Genomic DNA, 23,993 nt, shown 5'->3' with positions numbered 1-23,993 from the left:
ACAGCAGCCACCGACAATCACCACCCGCGACCGCCACCACCGACAGCCCGCCACAACGCACGGGAAGCCGAAGAACCCAGGCGCGCGTGTGCTTCCGCGCACCCCCACCGGCACCAGCCACGCCAACGCTTTTCCAACGACCCCGGGCGCGCACGGCACCGGATAGACGACCGACCACCGGCCCACCCCCAGCACGGACGCCGTAACCCCCACCCAAACGACACCCGTCGGCCCGCGACGCACCCGCCATCACCATCGCGCCGCCCACCCGGCGCCGTAACCGCAACCACCCACCGCCCGTACGCGTCCACCGGCAGCGCACCGACGCACACGCTGTGTGTCAGCGCCGTTGCGACCGCTCGGAGGCGTCGATTCCGTGCGGCAGCGCGGCGCGACCATTCGAGGTGAACCAGCCTGCGACGCAGGGAAGCCCCGGTACCGGCGTCTTCGTCTCGCCGCACCCGAGTCCGTCATCCGCAGATCGGGAGGCCGGCCTACTCGCTCAGCCATGTGCCGTAGCACGGCCAACGGGACCGGCAGCGCCGTCATCTGCGGTTCGGTCGTCGCTCCGACATTCCAGCCGTTCCCCCTGATCTGCGTGCTGTGCGGTGGGCGCCCGGGATCAGCGCGGTCCCCTCACCCGCTCACCCGCGTCCGTGCCATTCGGCAGGTCTCTACTACAGGTTCAGTAGCAGCAACTGCCAGCAGGCGTACGACGACAGGGCGGCCGCGTCCGGAGAGGCTGTGCGGACAACAAACACCTGCTTGGAGGCCTCCTGCCGTGGCTCTTTTTCTTCATCGAGTAGGCCGTCTGGCCTTTCGCAAACGTTGGTACGTTGCTCTGATCTGGGCGGCCGTTCTGGCTTTCGCCGGGCTCAGCGCTCTCAAGGCTCCGGCGGCGTCCGACAAGGGGTTCTCCATGCCGGGTATCGAATCCCAGACGGCATTCGACCTGATGGAACAGCGTTTCCCGGGAACCGCCGCCGATGGTGCGACCGCCCGGATCGTGTTCGTCGCACCGAGCGGAGAGCAGATCACCGACCCTGGGAACAAGCAGGCCGTCGAGAAGACCGTGGCTTTTCTGGCCGACGGCCCACAGGTCGTGAGCGCATCCGACCCGTTCCGGTCGAAGACCCTGAGCAGGGACGGCGGGACGGCGTATGCGACCGTCACCTACACGGTCGGGGCCAAGGAACTCACCGACGCCGCCAAGAGCCGACTGGAGGAGGCCGTCCACAGCGCTCAGGCGGCCGGGCTGACCGTCGAGGTGGGCGGAAAGGCCCTGGACGCGGGCGGCGGACCGGGCGGCGCGGCCGAACTGATCGGTGTCGCTCTGGCTGCCGTCGTCCTGCTGGTCACCTTCGGCTCGCTCGCCGCGGCGGGGCTGCCGTTGGTGACCGCCCTGATCGGCGTCGGGGTCAGCCTGGCCGGCATCCTGGCACTGTCCCACGCGCTCGGCCTGTCCGCGACGACGAGCATCCTGGCGATGATGCTGGGCCTCGCGGTCGGCATTGACTACGCTCTGTTCGTCGTCTCCCGCTATCGCGAGGAGCGCGCCCGGGGCCATGCGCCGCAGGAGGCGGTCGGGCTCGCGGTCGGCACGGCCGGGTCCGCGGTGGTGTTCGCCGGGCTCACCGTGGTCATCGCGCTGGCCGGACTGTCGGTCGTGGGGATCCCGATGCTCACCAAGATGGGTCTGGCCGCGGCCGGCGCGGTCACCATCGCCGTACTGATCGCCCTGACTCTGGTCCCGGCGCTCCTCGGCTTCTGGCCGAACACCGTTCTCACGCGGCGGGCCCGTAAGGGCGGACGGATCGAGCAGCAGAGCACCCGAGACAACTGGGGCACCCGCTGGGCGCGGTTCGTGCTGCGGCGTCCGCTGCCTGTGCTGCTCGTGGGCGTGGCAGGCCTTGGGGCTCTCGCACTGCCGGCCATGGACCTGCAACTCGGTAACCCCGGGGACGAGGCCAAACCGACCTCCACCACCGAGCGTCGGGCATACGATGCACTGGCCGAGGCCTTCGGGCCGGGCTCCAACGGACCCTTGACCGTCGTCGTGGACGCCCGGGGCAACACGGACGCGAAAGGCGCCGTCAAGTCCGTCACACGGCAGATCGGCGCCACCGAGGGGGTCGTCTCCGTCTCCTCGCCCCGCTTCAACGCGGCAGGAGACACGGCTGTCTTCCAAGCCGTGCCGTCCACGGCACCGACCGACGAGAAGACCAAGAACCTGGTGACGTCCATCCGGGACGACCGGTCCGCGATCGAGTCCCGGACCGGGGTGACGTTCGCTGTCACCGGCACCACCGCTGTCGACATCGACATCGCCGGGAAGGTGCAGTCCGCTCTGGTCCCCTATCTGATCGTTGTTGTGGGCCTCGCGATCGTACTGCTGCTGCTGGTCTTCCGGTCCGTACTCGTCCCGTTGAAGGCGGCCCTCGGATACCTTTTGTCGGTGCTGGCCTCCCTGGGTGTGGTCGTTCTCGTCTTCCAGCAGGGGCTCGGCGCCGAACTGCTGGGAGCGGAGCACACCGGCCCGATCATGAGTCTGATGCCGATCTTCCTGGTGGGCATCGTCTTCGGTCTGGCCATGGACTACGAGGTCTTCCTTGTCTCCCGGATGCGCGAGGCGTACGTCCACGGCGAATCGCCCCGCCAGGCGGTCATCAGCGGATTCCGGCACAGCGCTCGGGTCGTCGTGGCCGCCGCACTGATCATGATCGCGGTCTTCGCCGGATTCATCGGTGAGAGCGACTCCATGATCAAGATGATCGGGTTCGGACTCGCCTCAGCCATCCTGTTCGACGCCTTCGTCGTACGGATGGCGATCGTGCCCGCCGTCCTTGCCCTTCTCGGCCACAAGGCGTGGTGGCTGCCGGGCCGACTGGACAAGCTGCTGCCCCGCATCGACGTGGAGGGCGAGGCACTCGACCAGCGGCCCGCCGAGGCAGGCCCGCAATCGGTCGGGGCCACGACCGGTCGGGAGGTGTCCCGCACCTGACACCACCGCTTCTTCTCTGCCCGGTCCGCCTGGGGGCAGCGACGTGTTACAGAGCACCGACCGGAGAACGTATGAGTACCAGCCCTGAGCGTTACACCGACCGCTTCGAGCGATACGCCGGCCGTCATCCTCGCGCCGTCGACACGGTCCTGGTCCTGGTGCTGATGGCCTGCGCGATCGTAGGCAGCGGTCTCACCAGGCCCGGCGCTGCCCCACCCCAGCGGGACACCACCGTCCTCGTCATCCTGGGAGCCTCATGTCTCGCCCTGTTCGGACACCGAAGCCATCCGCGGACCGTCACCGTCGTGAACGCGGTGTGCACCGTGGCCGTCACCGCGCTGGGATACGTGCTGACCCCTCTGCTGCTGGCTCCCCTCATGGCGGCGATGTACTGGTTGACCACCCACACCGGCCTCAAGACCGCACGCCTCCACAGTGTCGCCACGGCAGTGGCCCTGATGGCCACGTCAGCGATCTTTGACCCCACCTACGCTTCTTCCCCCGTACCACGGTCCATCGGCTACTGCTTCTGGCTGCTGCTGCCGCTCGCCGCCGGCAGCACGACCAGACTGCGGCGCGCCTACCTGGCGTCGGTTCAGGCCCGCGCCGAACATGCCGAGCGTTCGCGGGAAGAGGAGGCACGGCTGCGCGTCACAGAAGAGCGCATGCGCATCGCCCATGAGCTGCACGACGTCGTGGCTCATCACCTGGCCTTGGCCAACGCCCAGGCAGGCACGGCCGCCCACTTCGCGCTCACTGATCCACAGCGGACGAAGAAGATTCTCACCAGCCTGACCGACACCACGTCTTCCGCACTGCGCGAGCTGAAGGCCATGCTGGGACCGCTGCGCAACACCGGCGCCCCGGCCTCCGCATCGCTGGCGCCCTCTCCTGGCCTCGCCCGCTTGCCCGAGCTGGTTTCGACGTGTGCGTCTGCAGGGCTCACGGTCACGGTCACCACGACGGGCAAGCCCCGTCCGCTCACCCCCGCGGTGGACCTGACCGCGTTCCGGATCGTGCAGGAGGCACTCACCAACGCCACCAAGCACGCCGCTGCGGACTCGGCACACGTACATCTCGCCTACGAAGCATCCCGCTTGCTGATCACGGTCACCAACGACGAGCCGTCCGGTACCACCGATGTTGCTCCAGCCGCGCCGGGCCAGGGCTTCGGCATCATGGGCATGCGCGAACGAGCCCGCACCGTCGGCGGCGAGTCCCGTGCGGGGCCCCTCCCGGAAGGCGGCTTCGAGGTCTCCACCAGCCTGCCGCTTCCGCCCGCCACACCCGAACCGTCGTCGGAAGCCACAGAGGACGCACAGGAGAACAAGCATGACCATCAAAGTGCTGCTCGCCGACGACCAGACCTTGCTACGGGCGACCTTCCGGATGCTGATCGACTCCTGCGAGGACATGACCGTGGTCGGTGAAGCCTCCGACGGTGCGGAAGCTGTGGACCTGGCCCGCGCCCACCACCCCGACATCGTCCTCATGGACATCCGTATGCCGGGTATGGACGGCCTCGCCGCCACGTCCGCCATCTGCGCCGACCCGGAACTGTCCACGACCCGCGTCCTCATCCTGACCACCTTCGAGACCGAGGGCTACGTCGCCCAGGCCCTGCACGCCGGTGCCAGCGGCTTCCTCGGCAAGGACGTCACCACCGACACCCTGCTTGCCGGCTTGCGTACGGTGGCCTCCGGCGAGGCACTCCTGTCCCCCACCGCCACCCGCGCCCTCATCGCGAAGTTCCTCATGACACCCGCCCCCGGCGCGCAGCAAATATCCACACAACAGCTGTCGGAACTCACCGCTCGCGAACGCGAAACCATGGCCATGGCCGCCGAGGGCAAGTCCAACACCGAGATCGCCGAGACACTGACACTCAGCCCGCTGACCGTACGCACCCACATCTACCGCGCGATGGCGAAACTCGGCGCCCGCGACCGCGCCCAACTGGTCGTCATCGCCTACCAGACAGGCTTGGTGCAGGTGACTCCGCTCACGCCCTGACCGCGCACCGGCACCCCGGTCGAACACCAGGTGGCCAAGCCGGAGCACTGATGTGGTCGGTCCCGTCCCGACGGCCCTCCGAACGGTCCCTCAGCCGTCCGCCGGAGCGTCCTTCGGCTCCGGGTGGCCGTGCTCAAAGCCCTTCCGCCAGCACCTCCGCCAAGTGGCGCGCCCGGCGGCCCGTGAGCTGGTCGAGCTGGGTGCGGCAGGAGAAGCCGTCGGCGAGGACTTCGGCGTCCGGGGCGGCGTCGCGTACGGAGGGCAGGAGTTGTTCCTCCGCGCAGGCGACCGAGACGTCGTAATGCCCGCGTTCGAAGCCGAAGTTGCCTGCGAGGCCGCAGCAGCCGCCGGACAGGTCGCCCGTCAGCCCGGCCCGTTCCCGCAGTTTGCGTTCAGCGGCGTCGCCCAGGACGGCGTGCTGGTGGCAGTGGGTCTGGCCGACGACGGGGCGGTCCAGGCGCGGGGGCTGCCAGTCGGGGGCGTACTGGTCGAGTGCCTGGGCGAAGGTGGTCACCGCCTCCGCCAGTCGCGCCGCACGTGGGTCGTCGGACAGCAGTTCGGGCAAGTCGGTTTGGAGCGCGGCGGTACAGCTCGGTTCCAGGCCGACCACCGGCAGGCCCGCCTCCAGGGCGGGCGCCATGACGTCCAGGGTGCGCCGCATGACCTTGCGTGCGCCGTCCAGTTGCCCGGTGGACACCCATGTCAGGCCGCAGCAGACCTGCTTGGGCGGTACGACGACCCGCAGCCCAGCGTCTTCCAGCACGGCCACCGCCGACCGGCCGACGGAGGGCGAGAGGTGGTTGGTGAAGGTGTCCGGCCAGAGCACGACCGTGCGGCGGCGGTCGGGGTCCGTCCCGGCACGGCCGGAGCCGGTGGGGCGGGGCGGTCCGGCGGACGCGGGAGTCGCCTCCGTCTCGGCTGGGGCTCCGGTCTCGGCTCCGGTCGCCGACGCCCTCTCCCTCTGTCCCTCCGTCTCCGCTGCTGCGCCCATCCCCGCATCCGCCGCCGCATCCGCATCCGCACCCGCCTCCGTCACCCGGCGGCGCCACCAGCGCCGGAACGTCTCCCGGGCCAGCTCCGGCAGTTCCCGTTCCGGCGCGATGCCGCCCAGCCGCTTCACCGCCGATGCCAGTGGCGCCACCCGCGCCAGCCGGTTGGCCAGGGGTGCCAGCACCGGTGCCACCGGCGCCGTCGCGCGCAGCCAGAGCGGCAGCCGCCCCATCGCGTAATGGGCGGCCGGCCGCAGGCGGCCCGCGTAGTGGTGGTGGAGGAACTCGGCCTTGTACGTGGCCATGTCGACGTTGACCGGGCAGTCGCTGCGGCAGCCCTTGCAGGACAGACACAGGTCCAGCGCCTCCCGGACCTCCTCCGAGCGCCAGCCGTCCGTGACGATGCCGCCCGGCCCGTCCGCCGCCCCCGCCAGCATCTCGTGGAGCAGCCGGGCCCGGCCGCGGGTCGAGTGCTGCTCCTCGCCGGTGGTGCGGAAGGACGGGCACATGACGGCGGTCCCGGAGGCCGCCGTGTTCCGGCACTTGGCGACGCCCACGCACCGGCGCACGGCCGCCGTGAAGTCCCCGCCGTCGTGCGGGTAGCCGAAGGCCACGTCCACGGATTTCCCGGGCAGGACGGCGAAGCGGAGGTTCTCGTCGAGGCGGTGGGGGCGGACGAGCATGCCCGGGTTGAGACCGCCCGCCGGGTCCCAGAGTGTCTTGAACTCCTCGAACGCGCCGACCAGTTCATCCCCGTACATCCGCGGCAGCAGTTCGGCCCGCGCCTGCCCGTCGCCGTGTTCGCCGGAGAGGGAGCCGCCGTGGGCGACGACCAGGTCGGCGAGGTCGGTGGAGAAGCTCCGGAAGCGGGCGATGCCGGGGCCGGTGAGCAGGTCGAAGTCGATCCGGACGTGGATGCAGCCGTCGCCGAAGTGCCCGTACGGGGTGCCGCGCAGGCCGTGTTCGGTCAGGAGTGCGCGGAAGTCGCGCAGGTAGGGGCCGAGGCGCGCGGGCGGTACGGCGCAGTCCTCCCACCCGGGCCAGGCCTCGCTGCCGTCGGGCATCCGGGTGGCGGTGCCGGAGGCGTCCTCGCGGATCCGCCACAGGGCGCGGCGGTGGGCGGGGTCGGTGACGACGACGCTGTCCGTGGTGCCGTCGGCCGCGGCGCGACACAGCGCCTCCGCGCGGGCCCGCGCCTCCTCCGGCCCGGAGCCGCCCGTCTCGACGAAGAGCCAGGCCGCGCCCCGGGGCAGGGAGGCGGCGGCCGGGGCGGGTACGAGGTCGGAGGCCATGCCTTCGACGGTCAGCGGCCCGTACGGGAGGAGGGTGTGGGCGGCCTCGGCGGCGGCGCTCTCGTCCGCGTAGCCGAGGACGGCCAGCGCGCGGGCGGCGGGGGCCTCGACGAGCCGTACGGCGGCCCGGGTGAGGACGCCGAGGGTGCCCTCGCTGCCGGTGAAGGCACGGGCCCAGTCGGTGCCGTTCTCGGGGAGCAGGGCGTCCAGCGCGTAGCCGGAGATGCGCCGGGGCAGGCCGGCGGGGAATCCGGTGCGCAGCAGGGCGCGGCGGCGTGTGACGAGGGCTTCGGCCCCCTCGCGCAGGGCGGGCGGGAGCGTTGTCCCGCCGGGGCGGGCGGCGCCGGCGGAGTCTCCCTCCCCGGCCGCCAGGTGGGCGTACTCGCCGCCATACGTCAGGACGTCCAGGCCGCGGACGTTGTCGGCGGTGGTGCCCCAGGCGACGGAGTGGGCGCCGCAGGAGTTGTTGCCGATCATGCCGCCGATGGTGCAGCGGCTGTGCGTGGACGGATCGGGGCCGAAGGTCAGCCCGTGGGCCGCGGCCGCCGTGCGGAGGCTGTCGCAGATGGCTCCGGGCTCGACGACTGCCGTACGGGTCTCCGGGTCGAGGGAGACGATCCGGTTCAGGTGGCGGGTGAAGTCGAGGACGACGCCGGTGCCCGTGGCCTGGCCCGCGATGGACGTGCCGCCGCCCCGGGGTACGACCGGCACTCCGTGGTCGCGGCAGACGGCGAGCACCGCGGCCACGTCGTCGGCGTCCCGCGGGGCGACGACGCCGAGGGGCACGCGCCGGTAGTTGGAGGCGTCCATGGTCACCAGGGCCCGGCTCGCGGTGTCGAACTCCACGTCCCCGGCGACCGCCCGGCGCAGGTCCCGCGCGAGCCCGGACACATCCGGGCGCGCCGCCCCGGGGCCGGGCCGGGCGGGATCGGGACGCGGGGGGCGGGGGTGCGCGGGGCCGGGCCGTGCCGGGTCGTGATCAGCCATGAGTCCAGACTGCCCGCCGACGGGCTCCGGGCACACCAGGCGGCGGCTCGCGGCTGGTCGGCACGGCGCGGTGCGGTGGCTCCCCGCCCGGTCCCACGTCAGGACGAGACCGCCGTCTCATCCGGTGGACGAATGCCCCCCGCCTGCACATCCAAGGATTAGGCTGCAGCCGTGGCTGATATCCAGATCCCCGCTGACATCAAGCCCGCCGACGGTCGATTCGGCTCGGGCCCCTCCAAGGTGCGTACGGAGGCGCTCAGCGCGCTGGCCGCCACCGGCAGCTCCCTGCTCGGCACCTCCCATCGCCAGCCCCCGGTGAAGAACCTGGTCGGCAGGGTGCGCGACGGCGTCCGCACACTGTTCTCGCTGCCCGAGGGGTACGAGGTCGTCCTCGGCAACGGCGGCACCACCGCCTTCTGGGACATCGCGACCCACGGCCTCATCGAGCGCAAGTCCCAGCACCTCTCCTTCGGTGAGTTCTCCTCGAAGTTCGCCAAGGCCGCGAAGCTCGCGCCCTGGCTGGAGGAGCCCACCGTCATCACGGCCGACCCCGGCTCCCACCCGGAGCCCACCGCCGAGGCCGGTGCCGACGTCTACGCGTTCACGCACAACGAGACCTCCACCGGTGTCGCCACGCCCATCCGCCGGGTGCAGGGCGCCGACGAGGGCTCGCTGGTGCTGGTGGACGCGACCTCCGGCGCGGGCGGCCTGCCCGTCACCATCACCGAGACGGACGTCTACTACTTCGCCCCGCAGAAGTGCTTCGCGGCGGACGGCGGTCTGTGGATCGCCGCGTTCTCCCCGGCCGCGCTGGAGCGTGCCGCCCGGGTGCACGCCTCCGGCCGGCACGTCCCGGAGTTCTTCTCGCTGCCGACCGCGATCGACAACTCGCTGAAGAACCAGACGTACAACACCCCGGCGCTCGTCACCCTCTTCCTCCTCGCCGACCAGCTCGACTGGATCAACGGCCAGGGCGGTCTGGAGTGGGCCGTGCGGCGGACCGCGGACTCCTCCTCCCGGCTGTACGGCTGGGCGGAGAAGGCGGAGTACGCCACCCCGTTCGTCACCGACCCCGCCAAGCGGTCCCAGGTCGTCGGCACGATCGACTTCAACGAGGGCATCGACGCGGCGGCGGTCGCCAAGGTGCTGCGCGCCAACGGCATCGTGGACACCGAGCCGTACCGCAAGCTGGGCCGCAACCAGCTGCGGGTGGCGATGTTCCCGGCCGTCGAGCCGGCGGATGTCGAGGCGCTGACGCAGTGCGTGGACTACGTCATCGAGCGGCTCTGACGGAGCCGCGGAGTTGAGTTGAGCTGAGACGGTCCGGTCGTGAGCACGGCGACCGGTGAGAGCGGGCCCCGGCTGCGACTGCTGCGACAGCCGGGGCCCGCTCCGTTCAGCAGCCGTCAGCGGCTGAGCCGCTGGTAGCGGCGTACCGCCAGGGGCAGGAAGACGGCCGTGACGATCAGCGGCCACACCACGGCCATGAGCAGCGCGTGCTGTTCGATCCAACTGCCGCCGGAGGGCACCGGATTGCCGAACAGCTCCCGGATGGCGTTGGCCGTGGACGAGACCGGGTTCCACATCGCGACGGCGCCCAGCCAGTCCGGCATCATCGACGGCGGGGTGAAGACGCTGGAGATCATGCCGAAGGGGAAGGCCAGCGCGAAGAGATTGCCCGCCGCCTCCTGGTTGGGGACGAGCAGTCCGAGGAACACCCCGATCCAGATCAGCGCGAAGCGCAGCAGGATCAGCAGCCCGAAGGCGGCGAGGGTGGCCGGGAGGCTGCCGTCGGAGCGCCAGCCGACGGCGAGGGCGATCAGCGCCAGCACCACGAGGTCCAGGCAGGCGCCGATGACGTCGGAGACACCGCGCCCGCTGACCACCGCCGAGGGGGCCATGGGCATGGACCGGAAGCGGTCCATGACGCCCTTCTCCTTGTTGATGGCGACCATCATCGCGGTGTTCATGAAGCCGAAGGCCATGGTCATGGCGAACATGCCGGGGAGTGCGTAGTCCTTGTAGTCGTCCGCGCCGACGTCCATGGCGCTGCCGAAGACATAGACGAAGAGCAGGACGGAGACGATGGGGAAGCCCAGCTGCCAGGCGATGTTGGCGGGTTGGCGCGCCAGGTGGGTGAGTTCGTTGCGGACGATGACGAGGCAGTCGGCGACCGCCCAGTAGATCCTGCGCTCGGGGACCGCGAGGTCCGCCGCGAAGCCCGTCGCGGGGGGCGGCGCGGACGGGCCGGCGGTGGTCGTACTCGTGGCTGTGCTGCTCGTGGCTGTGCTCGTGCCCGTGCTCGTACCCGTGGTCGTGGCCATGCCCGTCCGCCCTCCGGCTTCCGTTCCGCCCGTGTCCGGGCTCCCGTCCGTGCTGCCCGTGCTGCCCGTATTGCCTGTGCTGCCGGAACTCGTTTCGGTGTGTGCGTTCATGCGGCCCGGCCTGCTTCCCGGGTCCGTGCCGGCTGTCCGGGCTGTCCGGTGTCCCCGGTGCCGTCCTCCGCCCGCCGTCCCGTGATGCGCAGGAAGACCTCGTCCAGGGTCGGCCGCCGGAGCCCGATGTCCTCGACCGGGATCTTCTCGTCCTGGAGGGTCCGTACGACCTCGGTGAGGGCGGCCACGCGGTCGGTCACCGGCGCCGCGACCCGCCGGGCCTCCGGATCGCTGTCCGGCTCGGCGCCGGTGACCCGGGCGACGACCCGGAGCGCGGCCGGGAGGTCCGCGGCCTCCTGGACGACCACCTCGATCCGGTCGCCGCCGATCTGCTGTTTGAGAGCGGCGGGGGTGTCGTCGGCGATGGTGCGCCCCCGTTCGATGACGGCGATACGGTCGGCGAGCTTGTCGGCCTCGTCCAGGTACTGGGTGGTGAGCAGCACGGTGGTACCGCCCGCGACCAGGGAACGCACCGCTTCCCACACCTCGTTGCGGCCGCGCGGGTCGAGGCCGGTGGTGGGCTCGTCGAGGAACAGCACCTGCGGGGCGAGGATCATGCTCGTCGCCAGGTCGAGCCGGCGGCGCATACCGCCGCTGAACTCCTTGACGCCCTTGTCGGCGGCGTCGGTCAGCGCGAACTGCTCCAGCAGTTCCGCGGCCCGGCGCTCCGCCGCCTTCTTGCCGAGGTGGAAGAGGCGGCCGAACATCACGAGGTTCTGACGGGCGGTGGTGATCTCGTCCACCGCCGCGTACTGGCCGGTGAGGCCGATCCGGCGGCGGACCTCGCGGGGGCGGCCCGCCACGTCGATCCCGGCGACCTCGGCGCGTCCGCCGTCGAGGCGCACCAGCGTGGAGAGGATGCGGACGACGGTGGTCTTGCCGGCGCCGTTGGGCCCGAGGAGGCCGTGGACGGTGCCGCGCGCGACCGTGAGGTCGAATCCGTCGAGGGCGCGCTTCTCGCCGTAGCGCTTCTCCAGCCCCTCGGCGAGGACGGCGTGCGGCCCGGGGCTCGCAGGCGGGTGCGCGGACTGGTTCACGGACGGTTCCACGGATGGTTTCACGGGTTTCACGGGCGAACTCCCCCTTGGCGAAGCCGGATTCACGCCGGGCGCGAACAGAACTGGGTACGGCGTATGCAGATCAGGGTACACCGTACCCAGTAGCGCGTACAGCGCACGCGAAGGCCACGGACCGGGCCACGGCACGGCGGCTACGATGGCGGGGAGATGACGACCGAACACAGCGGTAGCGGAGACCTCAGCCGCAGCCTGGAGCTGCTCTGGGGACGCGACGAGCGCCGGACCCGCGGACCGAAACCCGCCCTGACCCTGGACCGGATCGTCACGGCCGCCGTCGCCGTCGCGGACGCCGAAGGGCTGGCCGCGGTCTCCATGCGGCGGCTCGCGGGCGAACTGGGCGTCGGTGCCATGTCCCTCTACCGCTACGTCCCGGGCAAGGCCGAGCTGCTCGACCTGATGCTCGACAAGGTCAACGGCTTCGACCGCGAGGGCGCGGAGGACCCGGCCCTGCTCGGCTGGCGGAGCACCCTCGAACGGGTGGCCCGCGGGATCTGGGAGCTCTACGGCCGCCACCCCTGGCTGGTCCACGTCGACCAGGCGCGCCCCCTGCTCGGCCCGGGGGCGCTCGCCGGTCTGGAGTACGCACTGGAGGGCCTCGACGGGCTGCCGCTGGCCGACCCGGAGCGGATCAGTCTGCTCGTCGTCATCGACGGCTACGTCACGGGCACCGCGCGCAGCCGGGTCAACGCCGACCTCGCCGAACAGCGCACCGGTATAAGCGACGAGGAGTTCTGGACGGCGCAGGCGCCCATCCTGGAACGGGTGATGGCGACCGGTGCCTATCCGAAGCTGGCCGCACTCGGCATGGAGGCGTTCAGCACCCCCTGGGAAGAGGTGTTCGAGTTCGGGCTGCGGCAACTCCTGGACGGCATGGAGACGTTCATCGAACGCCGCCGGCGGGAGCGGGAAGGCGCCGGAGGCGGCGCCGGGAACGGGGGCGGGGGCGGACCCGGCGGCAGCGGTGACGACAGCCGTGCGGAAGACAGCCACGCGGACGGCGGCAGTACGGACAGCGCCAGTGCGGACAGCGCCAGTGCGGACGGCGGCGGGCCCCGGTAACGGCAGCACCGGCCGGCTGCCGGGCGGGATGCGCCCCGGTGGCAGCGGCGCCGGTCAGGGCCGCGGCACCCGGCAGCCGCATTCGCGGTCAGCCGCGGCGCTCGCGGTCAGCCGCGGCGGAACGCCTTCCGTGCGCCCGCCAGCAGCACGGCGACGGCCGCGAGAGCCAGTCCGCCGATGACCAGATTGCGGTCCACCCCGGCCCCGGACTCCCCGTCCGCGCCCTTCCCGTCGCCGTCCGCGGTCCCCTTGCCGTCGGGCTTCCCGCCGTCCCGTTCCGCGTCCGCGTCCGCCTTAGCCACCGATTCGGGCAGCAGTTCGCCCTTCAGCTCTACCTTGGTGACGGAGCTCCGCAGGCCCTCGGAGCCGAACATCAGGGCCCGGCCGTCCGGGGTGAACGTCACCGACTCCCCCTGCCGCTGCACCGGCACGCCGGGGTTCATGTCGAGCTTGACGGGCTTGCCGTCCTGCCAGCGGTACGCGCTCCCGCCGAAGTAGCCGCGCACCACCAGCCGGGTCCCGTCCGGGGAGAAGGCCGCATCGGTGGCCCACTCACCGATGTCGGCGATCCGCCGGAAGGTGTTGACGCCGGACGCGGACGGCTCGGCCGGGCCCTCGTACAGCCCGCCGCCCTCCTTGTGCTTGCTGACGAGGTACAGGCGGCCCGTCTTGGGATGCACCATCAGCGACTCGGCGTCCCGGGGTCCGTCCTCGTAGCGGACGGTGAAGCGGGTCGGGGTGACGGTGGTGTCCCGCAGCTTCTCCGGCTCCTTGAAGCGGTAGACCCACACCTCGGGCCAGGTGCCGCCCATGTTGTCGCCGATGTCGCCGACGTGGACCGTGCCGCCCGGGCCGATGGAGATGCCCTCCAGGTCGCGGGGCTCGATCCCGGCGAGCGTGACGGTGGCCACCGTGCGGCCGGTCGCGCTGTCGACGGCGTAGACGTAGGGGCCGTCCTCGCTGTCGTTGTGCGTCCAGTAGACGCCCGGGTGGGTGCGGCTCGCGGCCAGGCCGCTGGACTCCGTGATCCGCTCGTCCTCGATGCGGAAGGAGTCCGGGGCGCCGGCCCGCGCCGTGCCGGGAGCCGCCAGGGGTGCCGCGGCGGCGGAGGGCGCCGCTGCCGTTGCCGCCGGTACGGCTCCGAGCCCGGCGAGAGCGGTCACGGCGACGGCCGCGACGGCGCGTGCGCGTCGGAGCCGGCCGGGCCCGGGGGCGGGCCGGGCAGGCCCGGGGCGGGCGTCCGGTACGGCGCGGGAGTCCGTCCGGAGAAGCGGCTGAGGCGAACGACGAGGCATGGGGCCAGCCTGCCATCCCCCGCGGGTGGGCAGCGTCACGTCGCGGGGCAATGGCCGGTTCCGCGATGATGTCCGAATGCGCATTCTTTTCGTCGGCGACTCCATGACCATCGGGAGCGCCGGCGAGCACACCTGGCGCTACCACATGTGGCGGCACCTCAACCGGAGTTTCGGCGGCCCGTACCGCATCGTCGGACCGCGCACCGCGCTCTACGACCAGCGGGCCGGGGCACCCGTCTCCCAGGACTACGCCGACCCGGACTTCCCCGAGCACGCCCGCGCCCACCTCGCCGGCTGGGGCGAGGGCTGGCTGCAGATGGCGCCGCTGATCCGGGAGACGGTCGCGGCGCACCGGGCGGGCGTGCTGCTGGTCTCCCTCGGCCTGATCGACCTCGGCTTCTACACCAACGCGGAGCAGACGGCCGGGAACGTGCGGCGCTTCGTCGCGGAGGCGCGGGCGGCCAACTCGTCCGTACGGATGCTGATCATGCCCGTGCTGCCCAACGTGCGGGCGGCGGACGACCCCGCGTTCGGCGCCGAGGTGCGGCGTTTCAACGCTCTCCTCGCCGAGGCGGTGGCCGGGCTCGACGGCCCCGGCTCCCCGGTCGTCCTCGCCGGGCCGCCGGCAGACTGGGATCTGCACCGGGACACCTACGACGGCACCCACCCCAGCGCCCGCGGCGAGCACCGCATGGCGGCGGCCTTCGCGGACGCGCTGTACGAGGAGTGGGGCCTCGGCGCCCCTTACGAGGCGCGGCTCGCGGCGCACTGACCGGGTTCGGACCCGGATCGGGCCCGGACCAGGCGCGACGGGACACGGACGGGGCGCGGCGGGCCGAGTGCCGTCCTTGCTTCGAGCGCACTCCAAGGCGTTGGCTGGTGGTCATGGAGTACACGCAACTCGGACGCACCGGACTCAAGGTCAGCCGCCTGGTTCTCGGCACGATGAACTTCGGCCCCACCACCGACGAGGCCGAGAGCCACGCGATCATGGACGCCGCTCTCGACGCGGGCATCAACTTCTTCGACACCGCCAACGTCTACGGCTGGGGCGAGAACAAGGGCCGCACCGAGGAGATCCTCGGCAGCTGGTTCGCCCGGGGCGGCGACCGCCGCGACAAGGTCGTCCTCGCCACCAAGGTCTACGGCAACATGGGGCTCGACGGTCCCGCCTGGCCGAACCACGACAAGCTCTCGGCCCTCAACATCCGCCGGGCCGTGGACGCCAGCCTCAAGCGGCTCGGCACCGACCACATCGACCTCTACCAGTTCCACCACGTCGACCGGGACACCCCGTGGGACGAGATCTGGCAGGCGATGGACGTCCTCGTCCGGCAGGGCAAGATCCTCTACGTGGGGTCGTCCAACTTCGCGGGCTGGAACATCGCCCAGGCCAACGAGACCGCCGCGCGCCACGGCCGCCTCGGGCTGGTCAGCGAACAGTGCCTGTACAACCTCTGCGAGCGCCGCGCCGAGATGGAGGTCGTCCCGGCCGCCCGGGAGTACGGCCTCGGGGTCATCGCCTGGTCGCCGCTCCACGGCGGGCTGCTCGGCGGCGCGATCCGCAAGGAGCAGGAGGGCGGCAACCGCCGCGCCGCCTCCGGGCGGGCCGCCGACGCGCTCAAGGACCCGCGGCAGCGCGAGCAGATCCAGCGGTACGAGGACCTGCTCGACCGGCACGGTCTGGAGCCGGGCGAGGTGGCGCTGGCCTGGCTGCTCACCCGCCCCGGCGTGACCGGCCCGATCGTCGGCCCGCGCACGGCGGACCAGCTGGCCTCGGCGGTGCGGGCCGCCGGACTGACGCTCACGGACGAGGTGCTCGCCTCACTGGACGAGATCTTCCCGGGCCCGGGCCCGTCGCCGGAGGCGTTCGCCTGGTGACGTCTCGGGACCGCGCCGGAGCCGGCCGGCGGCGGGTGTGGCGGCCGTGACGCCCGTGGCGGCCGTGCCCGCTCAGCGCAGCACGGCCGCCACGGCGACGACGACGAGCATCAGCACCAGCGTGCCGCTGACGATCAGGGTTCTGGTCCTGGGGTCCATTCCCCGAGGTTAGCCCTGCCCTTCCGCGGCGCCGGGGGCGGGCTCCGGTGCCGTGCGGGGCCCGGCGGCGGGCCCCCCGGGTGCGGCCTCCCGGTCCGGCCGCGGCCCGGTCTCCGCCCGGCCCAGCGGCCAGAGGGCCACCGTCTCGTAGTGCGGCTGGGCGCCCGGCAGGCCGGGGGCGGGCGGATGGCTGCGGATCAGCGCCAGTTCGGAGACGGTCCAGGGGCTGCCCGCGAAGTCCGCCAGCGCCTCGACGTACGGGCGCAGGTCCACGTCCCGGCCGCCGCCGGCATCGTGACCGTCGCCGCGGTGGCCGCCGTCGTCGCCGTCGCCGCCCCGGCCGCCGCGCCCGCGGCGGCGGCCACGGGCGTGGCCGCGGGCCAGCGTCAGGTGCGGGGTGAAGCCCGGGTGCTCGTCCTTCATCGGGATGCCCGCCCGGCGGCCGGCGGCGACGGCCGTGGCGGCGAGCCGGGCCATCGCCCGGACGTCCCCGGTGGCCCCGGCCCACAGGGCCCGGTGCCCGAAGCGGCCGCCTCCGGCCAGGCTCAGCTCGTACGCGCGGTGCCGGTGCGCGGCGCGGGCGAGGCGCCGGTGCAGATCCGGCAGCGGTTCCTCGGCCACCTCGCCGTAGAAGGCGAGGGTGAAGTGCCAGCCGTGCCGCCGGGTCCAGCGCAGCCGGTCGGCACCCGGCAGCTCCCGGAGCCCGGCCACGGCCTCGGCGAGCTCACCGGCCACCGGCATCGGCGGGACCACGGCGGCGAAGAGTCTCATGGGACCAGTGTCACCCGGGGCCGGGTCCGGGGAAGCCAGGGCCGGGGGACGGCGGCGGCCGGCCTCCGTGCCCCGGTCGGCGCGCCCCGGCCCGCCGCTCACACCATCGCGGCCAGCTGCTTCTCCTTCTTCCGCGGGGCGCGTTCGACGAAGGCCACCCGGGGCCGTCCCCGGTGCAGATCGATCTTGAGCCGCAGTCCGCCGATCCGGGCCAGCATCAGCCCGACGGCGAGCGCCGCGCCGGCGGAGATCAGGCCGCCCGCGAGGAAGCCGATGCGCGCTCCGTAGGCGTCGGTGATCCAGCCGACGAGCGGGGCTCCCAGGGGCGTACCGCCCATGAAGACCATCATGTACAGGCTCATCACCCGGCCCCGCATGGCCGGGTCGGCCGCGAGCTGCACGGTGGAGTTGGCGGTGACGTTGATCGTCATGCCGAACATGCCGATCGGCACCAGCAGCAGCGCGAAGAGCCAGAAGACGGGGGCCGCGGCCGCGGTGATCTCCAGCAGGCCGAAGAGGAGCGCCGCGCCGACCAGCAGCCGCAGCCGCGAGGTGCCGCGGCGGGCGGCGAGCAGGGCGCCGGCCAGGGAACCGGCGGCCATCAGGGTGTTGAGCAGGCCGTAGGTGCCGGCGTCGCCGTGGAAGACCTCGTCGACGAAGGCGGTCAGCCAGATCGGGAAGTTGAAGCCGAAGGTGCCGATGAAGCCGACGAGGACGATCGGCCAGAGGAGTTCGGGGCGCCCGGCGACATGGCGCAGCCCGTCCCGGAGCTGGCCCTTGCCGCGGGGGGCGGGCTCGACCTCGTGGAGGTCGTCCCGGCGCATGAGCAGCAGCGCGGCTATGGGCGCGAGGAAGGACAGTCCGTTGGCCAGGAAGGCCCAGCCGCTGCCCACGGCGCTGATCAGCACACCGGCGACGGCGGGGCCGACGAGCCGGGCGGACTGGAAGTTGGCCGAGTTGAGGCTGACGGCGTTGCGGAGATCGCGCGGCCCGACCATCTCGGCGACGAAGGCCTGCCGGGCCGGGTTGTCGACGACGGTGGCCAGCCCGAGCAGCAGGGCCATGAGATAGACGTGCCACACCTGGACGTGCCCGGAGAGGGTCAGGGCGGCGAGAGCCAGGCCGGTGAGGCCCATGGCGCTCTGGGTCACCAGGAGCAGCCGCCGCTTGGGGAGCCGGTCGGCGATCACACCGCCGTAGAGGCCCAGCAGCAGCATGGGCAGGAACTGCAGGGCGGTGGTGATGCCGACGGCCGCGGAGGAGCCGGTGAGGGTGAGGACCAGCCAGTCCTGGGCGATGCGCTGCATCCAGGTGCCGGTGTTGGACACCATCTGGCCGCCGGCGAAGAGCCGGTAGTTGCGGATGCGCAGCGAGCTGAACATGCCTCGCCGTTCGGCGGCACCGTTCGCGGGTGCGGCGGCGGGGTCGGGCTCGGGGGTGGGGTCGGGGTCGGGAACGGGTGCGGAGTGTGCTCCGGGTCCCGTACTCAAACTGCGTCGCCTCCTCAGCGGTCTTCAGCAGGTCTTCGGCGGTCCTCGGCGGTCCTCGGTCACGTGCGGCCGTCCCCGGCGGGTCCCCGTGCGTCCGGGGGCTTCCGGGCTTCCGGGCTTCCGGGCGGATGCCGTGGGCCTCGGCGGGCCGGGACCGTGCGGCACTAGGTCTCGGCGAGCTTCTCCAGGACGGGCGCGGCCGCGCGGAGTGTGGCCCATTCCTCGTCGGTGAGGCCCTCGCAGAGCTCGGCCAGCCAGGCGTTGCGCTTGCGGCGGCTCTCCTCCAGCATCGACTCGGCCCGTTCGGTCCGGGTGACCACCTTCTGGCGGCGGTCGTCCGGATGGGGCTCCAGCCGGACGAGTCCCTTGGCTTCGAGCAGGGCCACGATGCGGGTCATCGACGGCGGCTGTACGTGCTCCTTGCGGGCCAGTTCGCCGGGGGTGGCGCTGCCGCAGCGGGCGAGCGTGCCGAGGACGGACATCTCGGTGGGGCTGAGCGACTCGTCGACCCGCTGGTGCTTGAGTCTGCGGGAGAGGCGCATCACGCCGGAGCGCAGGGAGTTCACGGCGACCGCGTCGTCGCCGAGGGACAGATCCGACATGTTTGTTAGCGTAACTCATTACCCTAGCTAAATACAGCCGGGGTGAGGAAGCCAACAGATGCTCCGCCGAATGGCTGACGGCAGTGTGCCGCGCACCCTCCCCCGGGAACGCCACAGCGCCCGGAACTCGTGGTTCCGGGCGCTGGGGAGCCGGGGCGCGGGCCGCGCCGGGCCGGGGAGGCCGGCTGCCGGAGCGGCGGGGTCGCGGACCGGCCCGGTCGGCCGGGGTGTCAGCCGATGCCGAGGGCCTGCTCGATGGGGCTGAGCAGGAAGTAGACGAGGAAGCACAGGCCGACGACGTTGAGCAGCCACGGCACGGTGCGGAACTTGCCGGTGGCCGCCCGCAGCAGGATGAACGCCAGCACGCCGAGGCCGATGCCGTTGGTGATGCTGTAGGTGAACGGCATCGCGATCATCGTCAGGAAGGCGGGGGCCGCGATGGTGGGGTCGTCCCACTCGATGGAGCGGATGTTGGCCATCATGATCAGGAAGCCGACGACGACCAGCGCCGGAGTGGCCGCCTGGGACGGCACGATCAGCGCGAGCGGGGTGAAGACCAGGGCCAGCAGGAAGAGGCCGCCGGTCACGAGGTTGGCGAGCCCCGTGCGGGCGCCCTCGCCGACGCCCGCGGTGGACTCCACAAAGCAGGTGTTGGCCGAGGCGGAGCCGAAGCCGCCCGCCGCGACGGCCGCTCCGTCCACCATCAGGATCCGGCCCATCCGCGGGACCTGGCCGTCCTTGCTGGTGAGCTTCGCCTCCTCGGAGACGCCGATGATGGTGCCCATCGCGTCGAAGAAGCCGGACAGCAGCACGGTGAAGACGAAGAGCGAGCCGGTGAGCACGCCGACCTCCGAGAAGCCGCCGAAGAGGCTCACCTCGCCGATCAGCCCGAAGTCGGGGGTGCTCACGACGGAGTCGGGCAGCTCGGGCGCGGTGAGGCCCCAGGCGCCCTTCGGTATGTCGGCGACGGCGTTGATGATCAGGGCGAGGACCGTCATCGCGGCGATGCTCAGCAGGATCGCGCCCTTGGTGCGGCGGATGACCAGGACGAACGTCAGCGCGAGGCCGAGCACGAAGACCAGTACCGGCCAGCCCTCCAGCCGTCCGCCGACACCGAGGCCGAGCGGCACGGTGGTGTGGGCGTCGTCCGGGTTACGGGTGACGAAACCGGCGTCCACCAGACCGATGAGGGTGATGAAGAGGCCGATGCCGATCGCGATCGACCGGCGCAGACCGTTCGGGATGGCGTCCAGGACCCGCTGCCGCAGACCGGAGGCGACGAGGATCATCAGCACCAGACCCGCGAGGACCACCATGCCCATCGCGTCCGGCCAGCTCATGACGGGTGCGAGCTGGAGGGAGACCACCGCGTTGATGCCCAGGCCGGCGGCGAGGGCGATCGGGACGTTGCCGATGAGGCCCATCAGGATCGTGGTCAGGCCGGCGATCAGCGCGGTGGCGGTGACGAGCTGCCCGGCGTCCAGCTGATGCCCGAACTTGTCCGTGCCGGACCCCAGGATGATCGGGTTCAGTACGACGATGTAGGCCATGGCGAAGAAGGTCGCCAGGCCGCCCCGGATCTCGCGGGAGACACCGGTTCCGCGCTCGGAGAGCTTGAAGAAGCGGTCGAGGCCGTTTGCGGGTCGCGCGGGCGGCTGCTGGTCGACCGGGGTGGTGGCCGGGGAAGGCATGACAGGACCTCAGGGGGAGGACGGGGTCTGTGGCGGCGCGGTCGGCCGGCCGGGCAGGACCGTTGACGAGCGGGAGGCCGGGTTGGGTGAAGCTACGAAAGAAACGAGTCAACTCCGGACCGATTCAGTATGAATACATAAGCTTCGGATAGCCAATCTTCGCGCGTAGAACGCCCGGGGCGGCCGTCCCGGAACCGCCGTCGGCGGCCGCATAGACTGACCGGCGCCGCACCACCGGCGCCGCACACCGGCGCCACACCACCGGCGGCGGAAGCGCAGAAGCTCGTCGGCGGCCGGCAGGACAACGACACCGCAGCAGTCAGCAGGAACGGGGAACGATGGGCAAGTGGACTCCCACACGGGAGGCACCGGAGCCGCTGGAGGGGAACGTCGTCGCCGTCGTGACCGGCGGCACCGTCCTGTGGTTCGTGATGTTCCTGGTCCAGATCCCCTTCTACCGCTGGTTCGAGGGACAGGGGCTGCTGTGGTGGCTGTGGACCTGCCTCGCCGGGGGCGGGCTCGGCCTCTACGGCATCCACTACGTCCGTGGCCGCGAGGCCGCCCTCCGCCGCACGGCGGAGGAGGACCCCGGCGGCGCGGAGCCCGGAGGTTCCCCCGATTCCCGGTGACCCGGCGGCGCGGGAGCCGTTCGCCCCCGTACCGTCTTCCGCATGACGCATCGCTCCCCCACCGACATCGGAGAGCCGGAGCCGGGGACCGCCGCCCCCGCCGCCCCGGCTCCTCCCGCCGGAACCGCGGCGCGCACCGCGCAGGTGCCCGCACCCGCACCCACCGCGTCCCCTCCCGCCTCGCCCGCCGGCCCGGCCTCGCCCGCCGGGCTGCCCGGCCTGACCGCCGCCGAGGTGGCGGCGCGGATCGCGGCGGGCGAGGTCAACGACGTTCCGGTGCGGTCCTCGCGCTCGACCGCCGACATCGTCCGGGCCAACGTCTTCACGCGCTTCAACGCGATCATCGGCGTGCTCTTCCTGATCATCCTGATCGTCGGCCCGATCCAGGACGGCCTGTTCGGCTTCGTCATCATCGCCAACACCGCCATCGGCATCATCCAGGAACTGCGCGCCAAGAAGACCCTGGACAACCTCGCCGTGATCAGCGAGGCCCGGCCGGTCGTCCGGCGCGACGGCCACTCCGCCGAGGTGCGGACGGGTGACATCGTCCTCGGGGATCTGGTCGAGATCGGCCCCGGCGACAAGTGCCCCGTCGACGGCGAGGTCGCCGAGGCGGACGGGCTGGAGATCGACGAGTCGCTGCTCACCGGCGAGGCCGACCCCGTCCTCAAGCGCCCCGGCGACCCGGTGATGTCCGGCAGCTTCGTGGTCGCGGGCACCGGCGCCTTCACCGCCACCAAGGTCGGCCGGGAGGCCTACGCGGCCCAACTGGCCGAGGAGGCTTCGCGGTTCACCCTCGTCCACTCCGAGCTGCGGAGCGGCATCAGCCAGATCCTCAAATACATCACGTACATGCTGATCCCGGCCGCGATCGGGCTCGTCGTCAGCCAGCTCTTCGTGCAGGACCACGACTGGCGGGAGGCGGTCCGCCGCATGGTCGGCGGCATCGTGCCGATGGTCCCCGAGGGCCTGGTGCTGCTGACCTCGGTGGCCTTCGCGATCGGTGTCATACGGCTGGGCCGCAAGCAGTGCCTGGTGCAGGAGCTGCCGGCCATCGAGGGGCTGGCCCGGGTGGACGTCGTCTGCCTGGACAAGACCGGCACCCTCACCGAGGGCGGCATGGACGTCACCGGCATCCGCGTCCTCGACGGCAGCGGCGAGGAGCGGGTGCGGCACGTCCTCGGCACGCTCGGCGCCTGCGACCCGCGGCCCAACGCCAGCCTGCAGGCCGTCGGCCGGCACTGCCCCGCCCCGGACGGCTGGCGGCACACCGAGACGCTGCCGTTCTCCTCCGCCCGCAAGTACTGCGGCGCGGCGCTCACCGACACCGACGGCGCCACCACCACCTGGCTGCTGGGCGCGCCGGACGTGCTGCTGCCCGCCGGTGATCCGGCGCTGGCCTCGGTGGACGAGCTCAACACGCAGGGGCTGCGCGTGCTGCTGCTCGCCCGCACTGGGCAGCCGCTGCTCGACCCGGAGGCGGGCCGCGGCGCGCACCCCGTCGCCCTGGTCGTCCTCGAACAGTGGCTGCGTCCCGACGCCCGGGACACCTTGCGGTACTTCGCGGAGCAGGACGTCGCCGCCAAGGTCATCTCCGGTGACAACGCCGTGTCCGTGGGCGCGGTCGCGGGCAAGCTCGGCCTCCCGGGCGCGGAGACCACGGTCGACGCCCGCCGCCTGCCGGAGGACCGGGAGGACATGGCGGAGGTGCTGGAGAAGGGCGCGGTCTTCGGGCGCGTCACGCCGCAGCAGAAGCGGGACATGGTGGGCGCCCTGCAGTCCCGCGGCCACACCGTGGCCATGACGGGTGACGGCGTGAACGACGTCCTGGCCCTGAAGGACGCCGACATCGGCGTCTCCATGGGCTCCGGCTCGGAGGCCACCCGGGCCGTCGCCCAGATCGTGCTGCTCAACAACAGCTTCGCCACCCTGCCGTCGGTGGTCGCCGAGGGGCGGCGGGTGATCGGCAACATCACGCGCGTGGCGACCCTCTTCCTGACGAAGACGGTCTACTCGGTGCTGCTGGCGGTCCTGGTGGTGAGCTCCCAGGTGCCGTACCCGTTCCTGCCCCGGCATCTGACGCTGATCTCGTCACTCACCATCGGCATCCCGGCCTTCTTCCTGGCCCTCGCCCCCAACAAGGAGCGGGCGCAACCGCACTTCGTCCGGCGGGTGATGCGGTACGCCGTCCCGGCCGGCCTCATCGCGGGGGCGGCGACGTTCACCTCGTACCTGCTGGCCCGGCACCACTACACGGGGCCGGGGGCGCTGGCCGCCGAGACGAGCGCGGCGACGCTGACGCTGTTCCTGATCGCGATGTCGGTGCTGGCGATCGTGGCCCGCCCCTACACGTGGTGGCGGATCGGGCTGGTCGCCACCATGGCGTCCGCCTTCCTGGTCGTGATCGTCACACCGATGCTGCAGCACTTCTTCGCGCTGCGTCTGGTGGGGACGGTGATGCCGTGGACGGCGGTGGGCATCGCGGCGGCCGCGGCGGTACTGATGGAGCTGAGCTGGCGCTGGGTCGGCCGGCGCTTCCCGGCCTGAGCGGACGCGATCCGGTGGGGCGGTGGTGGGCGCCGTAAGTCGGCGGGGCGGCGGGGTGAGCCGGCGGAGTGGC

17 protein-coding genes are annotated in these 23,993 nt (G+C 72.2%); 9 read left to right on the top strand and 8 right to left on the bottom strand.

Annotated features, from left to right (window positions below; all coding sequences use genetic code 11):
* Positions 1–781: 781 nt before the first annotated feature.
* The 3 genes from SXIN_RS17440 to SXIN_RS17430 all read left to right on the top strand — a co-directional run bounded on the left by SXIN_RS17440 (position 782) and on the right by SXIN_RS17430 (position 5,014).
* Positions 782–3,001 carry an MMPL family transporter gene (locus SXIN_RS17440; RefSeq protein WP_095757202.1) on the top strand — a complete coding sequence of 740 codons (2,220 nt, stop codon included), beginning with the start codon at positions 782–784 and terminating at the stop codon, positions 2,999–3,001.
* A gap of 71 nt (positions 3,002–3,072) precedes the next feature.
* Positions 3,073–4,431 carry a sensor histidine kinase gene (locus SXIN_RS17435; RefSeq protein WP_019711224.1) on the top strand — a complete coding sequence of 453 codons (1,359 nt, stop codon included), beginning with the start codon at positions 3,073–3,075 and terminating at the stop codon, positions 4,429–4,431.
* Positions 4,334–5,014, top strand: coding sequence for a response regulator transcription factor (locus tag SXIN_RS17430; RefSeq protein ID WP_039823709.1), 681 nt, complete (start codon positions 4,334–4,336; stop codon positions 5,012–5,014). Before SXIN_RS17435 ends, SXIN_RS17430 begins: the two co-directional genes overlap by 98 nt.
* 133 nt (positions 5,015–5,147) lie before the next feature.
* Here the strand turns inward: SXIN_RS17430 and SXIN_RS17425 are convergent, their stop codons facing one another.
* Positions 5,148–8,282, bottom strand: a complete 3,135-nt coding sequence (locus tag SXIN_RS17425; protein WP_095757201.1) for an FAD-binding and (Fe-S)-binding domain-containing protein — start codon at positions 8,280–8,282, stop codon at positions 5,148–5,150.
* Positions 8,283–8,453: 171 nt separating this feature from the next.
* Between SXIN_RS17425 and serC the strand changes: the two genes are divergently transcribed.
* On the top strand, positions 8,454–9,572 hold the full coding sequence (gene serC / locus SXIN_RS17420) for a phosphoserine transaminase (protein WP_019711227.1): 1,119 nt from the start codon (positions 8,454–8,456) through the stop codon (positions 9,570–9,572).
* A gap of 116 nt (positions 9,573–9,688) precedes the next feature.
* On the opposite strand, the gene SXIN_RS17415 is transcribed toward serC, so the two are convergent.
* Both SXIN_RS17415 and SXIN_RS17410 read right to left on the bottom strand, forming a co-directional pair.
* Complete coding sequence (locus SXIN_RS17415; RefSeq protein WP_019711228.1) at positions 9,689–10,606, bottom strand: ABC transporter permease; 918 nt, start codon at positions 10,604–10,606, stop codon at positions 9,689–9,691.
* 107 nt (positions 10,607–10,713) lie between these two features.
* Complete coding sequence (locus SXIN_RS17410) at positions 10,714–11,754, bottom strand: ATP-binding cassette domain-containing protein (protein ID WP_050931119.1); 1,041 nt, start codon at positions 11,752–11,754, stop codon at positions 10,714–10,716.
* A gap of 189 nt (positions 11,755–11,943) precedes the next feature.
* On the opposite strand from SXIN_RS17410, the gene SXIN_RS17405 reads away from it, so the two are divergent.
* Entirely contained in the window at positions 11,944–12,855 is a 912-nt protein-coding gene (locus tag SXIN_RS17405) for a TetR/AcrR family transcriptional regulator (RefSeq protein WP_019711230.1), read from the top strand.
* Positions 12,856–12,962: 107 nt separating this feature from the next.
* Here the strand turns inward: SXIN_RS17405 and SXIN_RS17400 are convergent, their stop codons facing one another.
* Positions 12,963–14,150: a hypothetical protein gene (locus SXIN_RS17400; RefSeq protein ID WP_238153788.1), complete on the bottom strand. Its 1,188-nt coding sequence runs from the start codon at positions 14,148–14,150 to the stop codon at positions 12,963–12,965.
* Positions 14,151–14,226: 76 nt separating this feature from the next.
* Here SXIN_RS17400 and SXIN_RS17395 point away from each other — a divergent pair, with 76 nt between their 5' ends.
* Both SXIN_RS17395 and SXIN_RS17390 read left to right on the top strand, forming a co-directional pair.
* Entirely contained in the window at positions 14,227–14,922 is a 696-nt protein-coding gene (locus tag SXIN_RS17395; protein ID WP_019711232.1) for a GDSL-type esterase/lipase family protein, read from the top strand.
* A 113-nt stretch (positions 14,923–15,035) separates the two neighbouring features.
* On the top strand, positions 15,036–16,031 hold the full coding sequence (locus SXIN_RS17390) for an aldo/keto reductase (protein WP_039823725.1): 996 nt from the start codon (positions 15,036–15,038) through the stop codon (positions 16,029–16,031).
* Between the two features lie 168 nt (positions 16,032–16,199).
* Here the strand turns inward: SXIN_RS17390 and thpR are convergent, their stop codons facing one another.
* The 4 genes from thpR to SXIN_RS17370 form a co-directional block, all read right to left on the bottom strand.
* Positions 16,200–16,961, bottom strand: coding sequence for an RNA 2',3'-cyclic phosphodiesterase (thpR, locus tag SXIN_RS17385; protein WP_095758081.1), 762 nt, complete (start codon positions 16,959–16,961; stop codon positions 16,200–16,202).
* Positions 16,962–17,059: 98 nt separating this feature from the next.
* Positions 17,060–18,451, bottom strand: coding sequence for an MFS transporter (locus SXIN_RS17380; RefSeq protein ID WP_039823731.1), 1,392 nt, complete (start codon positions 18,449–18,451; stop codon positions 17,060–17,062).
* A gap of 164 nt (positions 18,452–18,615) precedes the next feature.
* On the bottom strand, positions 18,616–19,053 hold the full coding sequence (locus SXIN_RS17375) for a MarR family winged helix-turn-helix transcriptional regulator (RefSeq protein ID WP_019711236.1): 438 nt from the start codon (positions 19,051–19,053) through the stop codon (positions 18,616–18,618).
* A 230-nt stretch (positions 19,054–19,283) separates the two neighbouring features.
* Positions 19,284–20,744: an NCS2 family permease gene (locus SXIN_RS17370; protein WP_019711237.1), complete on the bottom strand. Its 1,461-nt coding sequence runs from the start codon at positions 20,742–20,744 to the stop codon at positions 19,284–19,286.
* Between the two features lie 338 nt (positions 20,745–21,082).
* Here SXIN_RS17370 and SXIN_RS17365 point away from each other — a divergent pair, with 338 nt between their 5' ends.
* Together SXIN_RS17365 and SXIN_RS17360 are read left to right on the top strand one after the other, a co-directional pair.
* Entirely contained in the window at positions 21,083–21,373 is a 291-nt protein-coding gene (locus tag SXIN_RS17365) for a DUF2530 domain-containing protein (protein ID WP_019711238.1), read from the top strand.
* 42 nt (positions 21,374–21,415) lie between these two features.
* Positions 21,416–23,920 (top strand): HAD-IC family P-type ATPase, encoded by a 2,505-nt coding sequence (locus SXIN_RS17360; RefSeq protein ID WP_095757200.1) that lies wholly within the window; start codon positions 21,416–21,418, stop codon positions 23,918–23,920.
* The last annotated feature ends 73 nt before the right edge of the window (positions 23,921–23,993 follow it).

Source organism: Streptomyces xinghaiensis S187, assembly GCF_000220705.2.
GTDB lineage: Bacteria > Actinomycetota > Actinomycetes > Streptomycetales > Streptomycetaceae > Streptomyces > Streptomyces xinghaiensis.
Note: the sequence above shows the minus strand (reverse complement) of the source record. Positions and strands in the feature narration are given on the sequence as shown.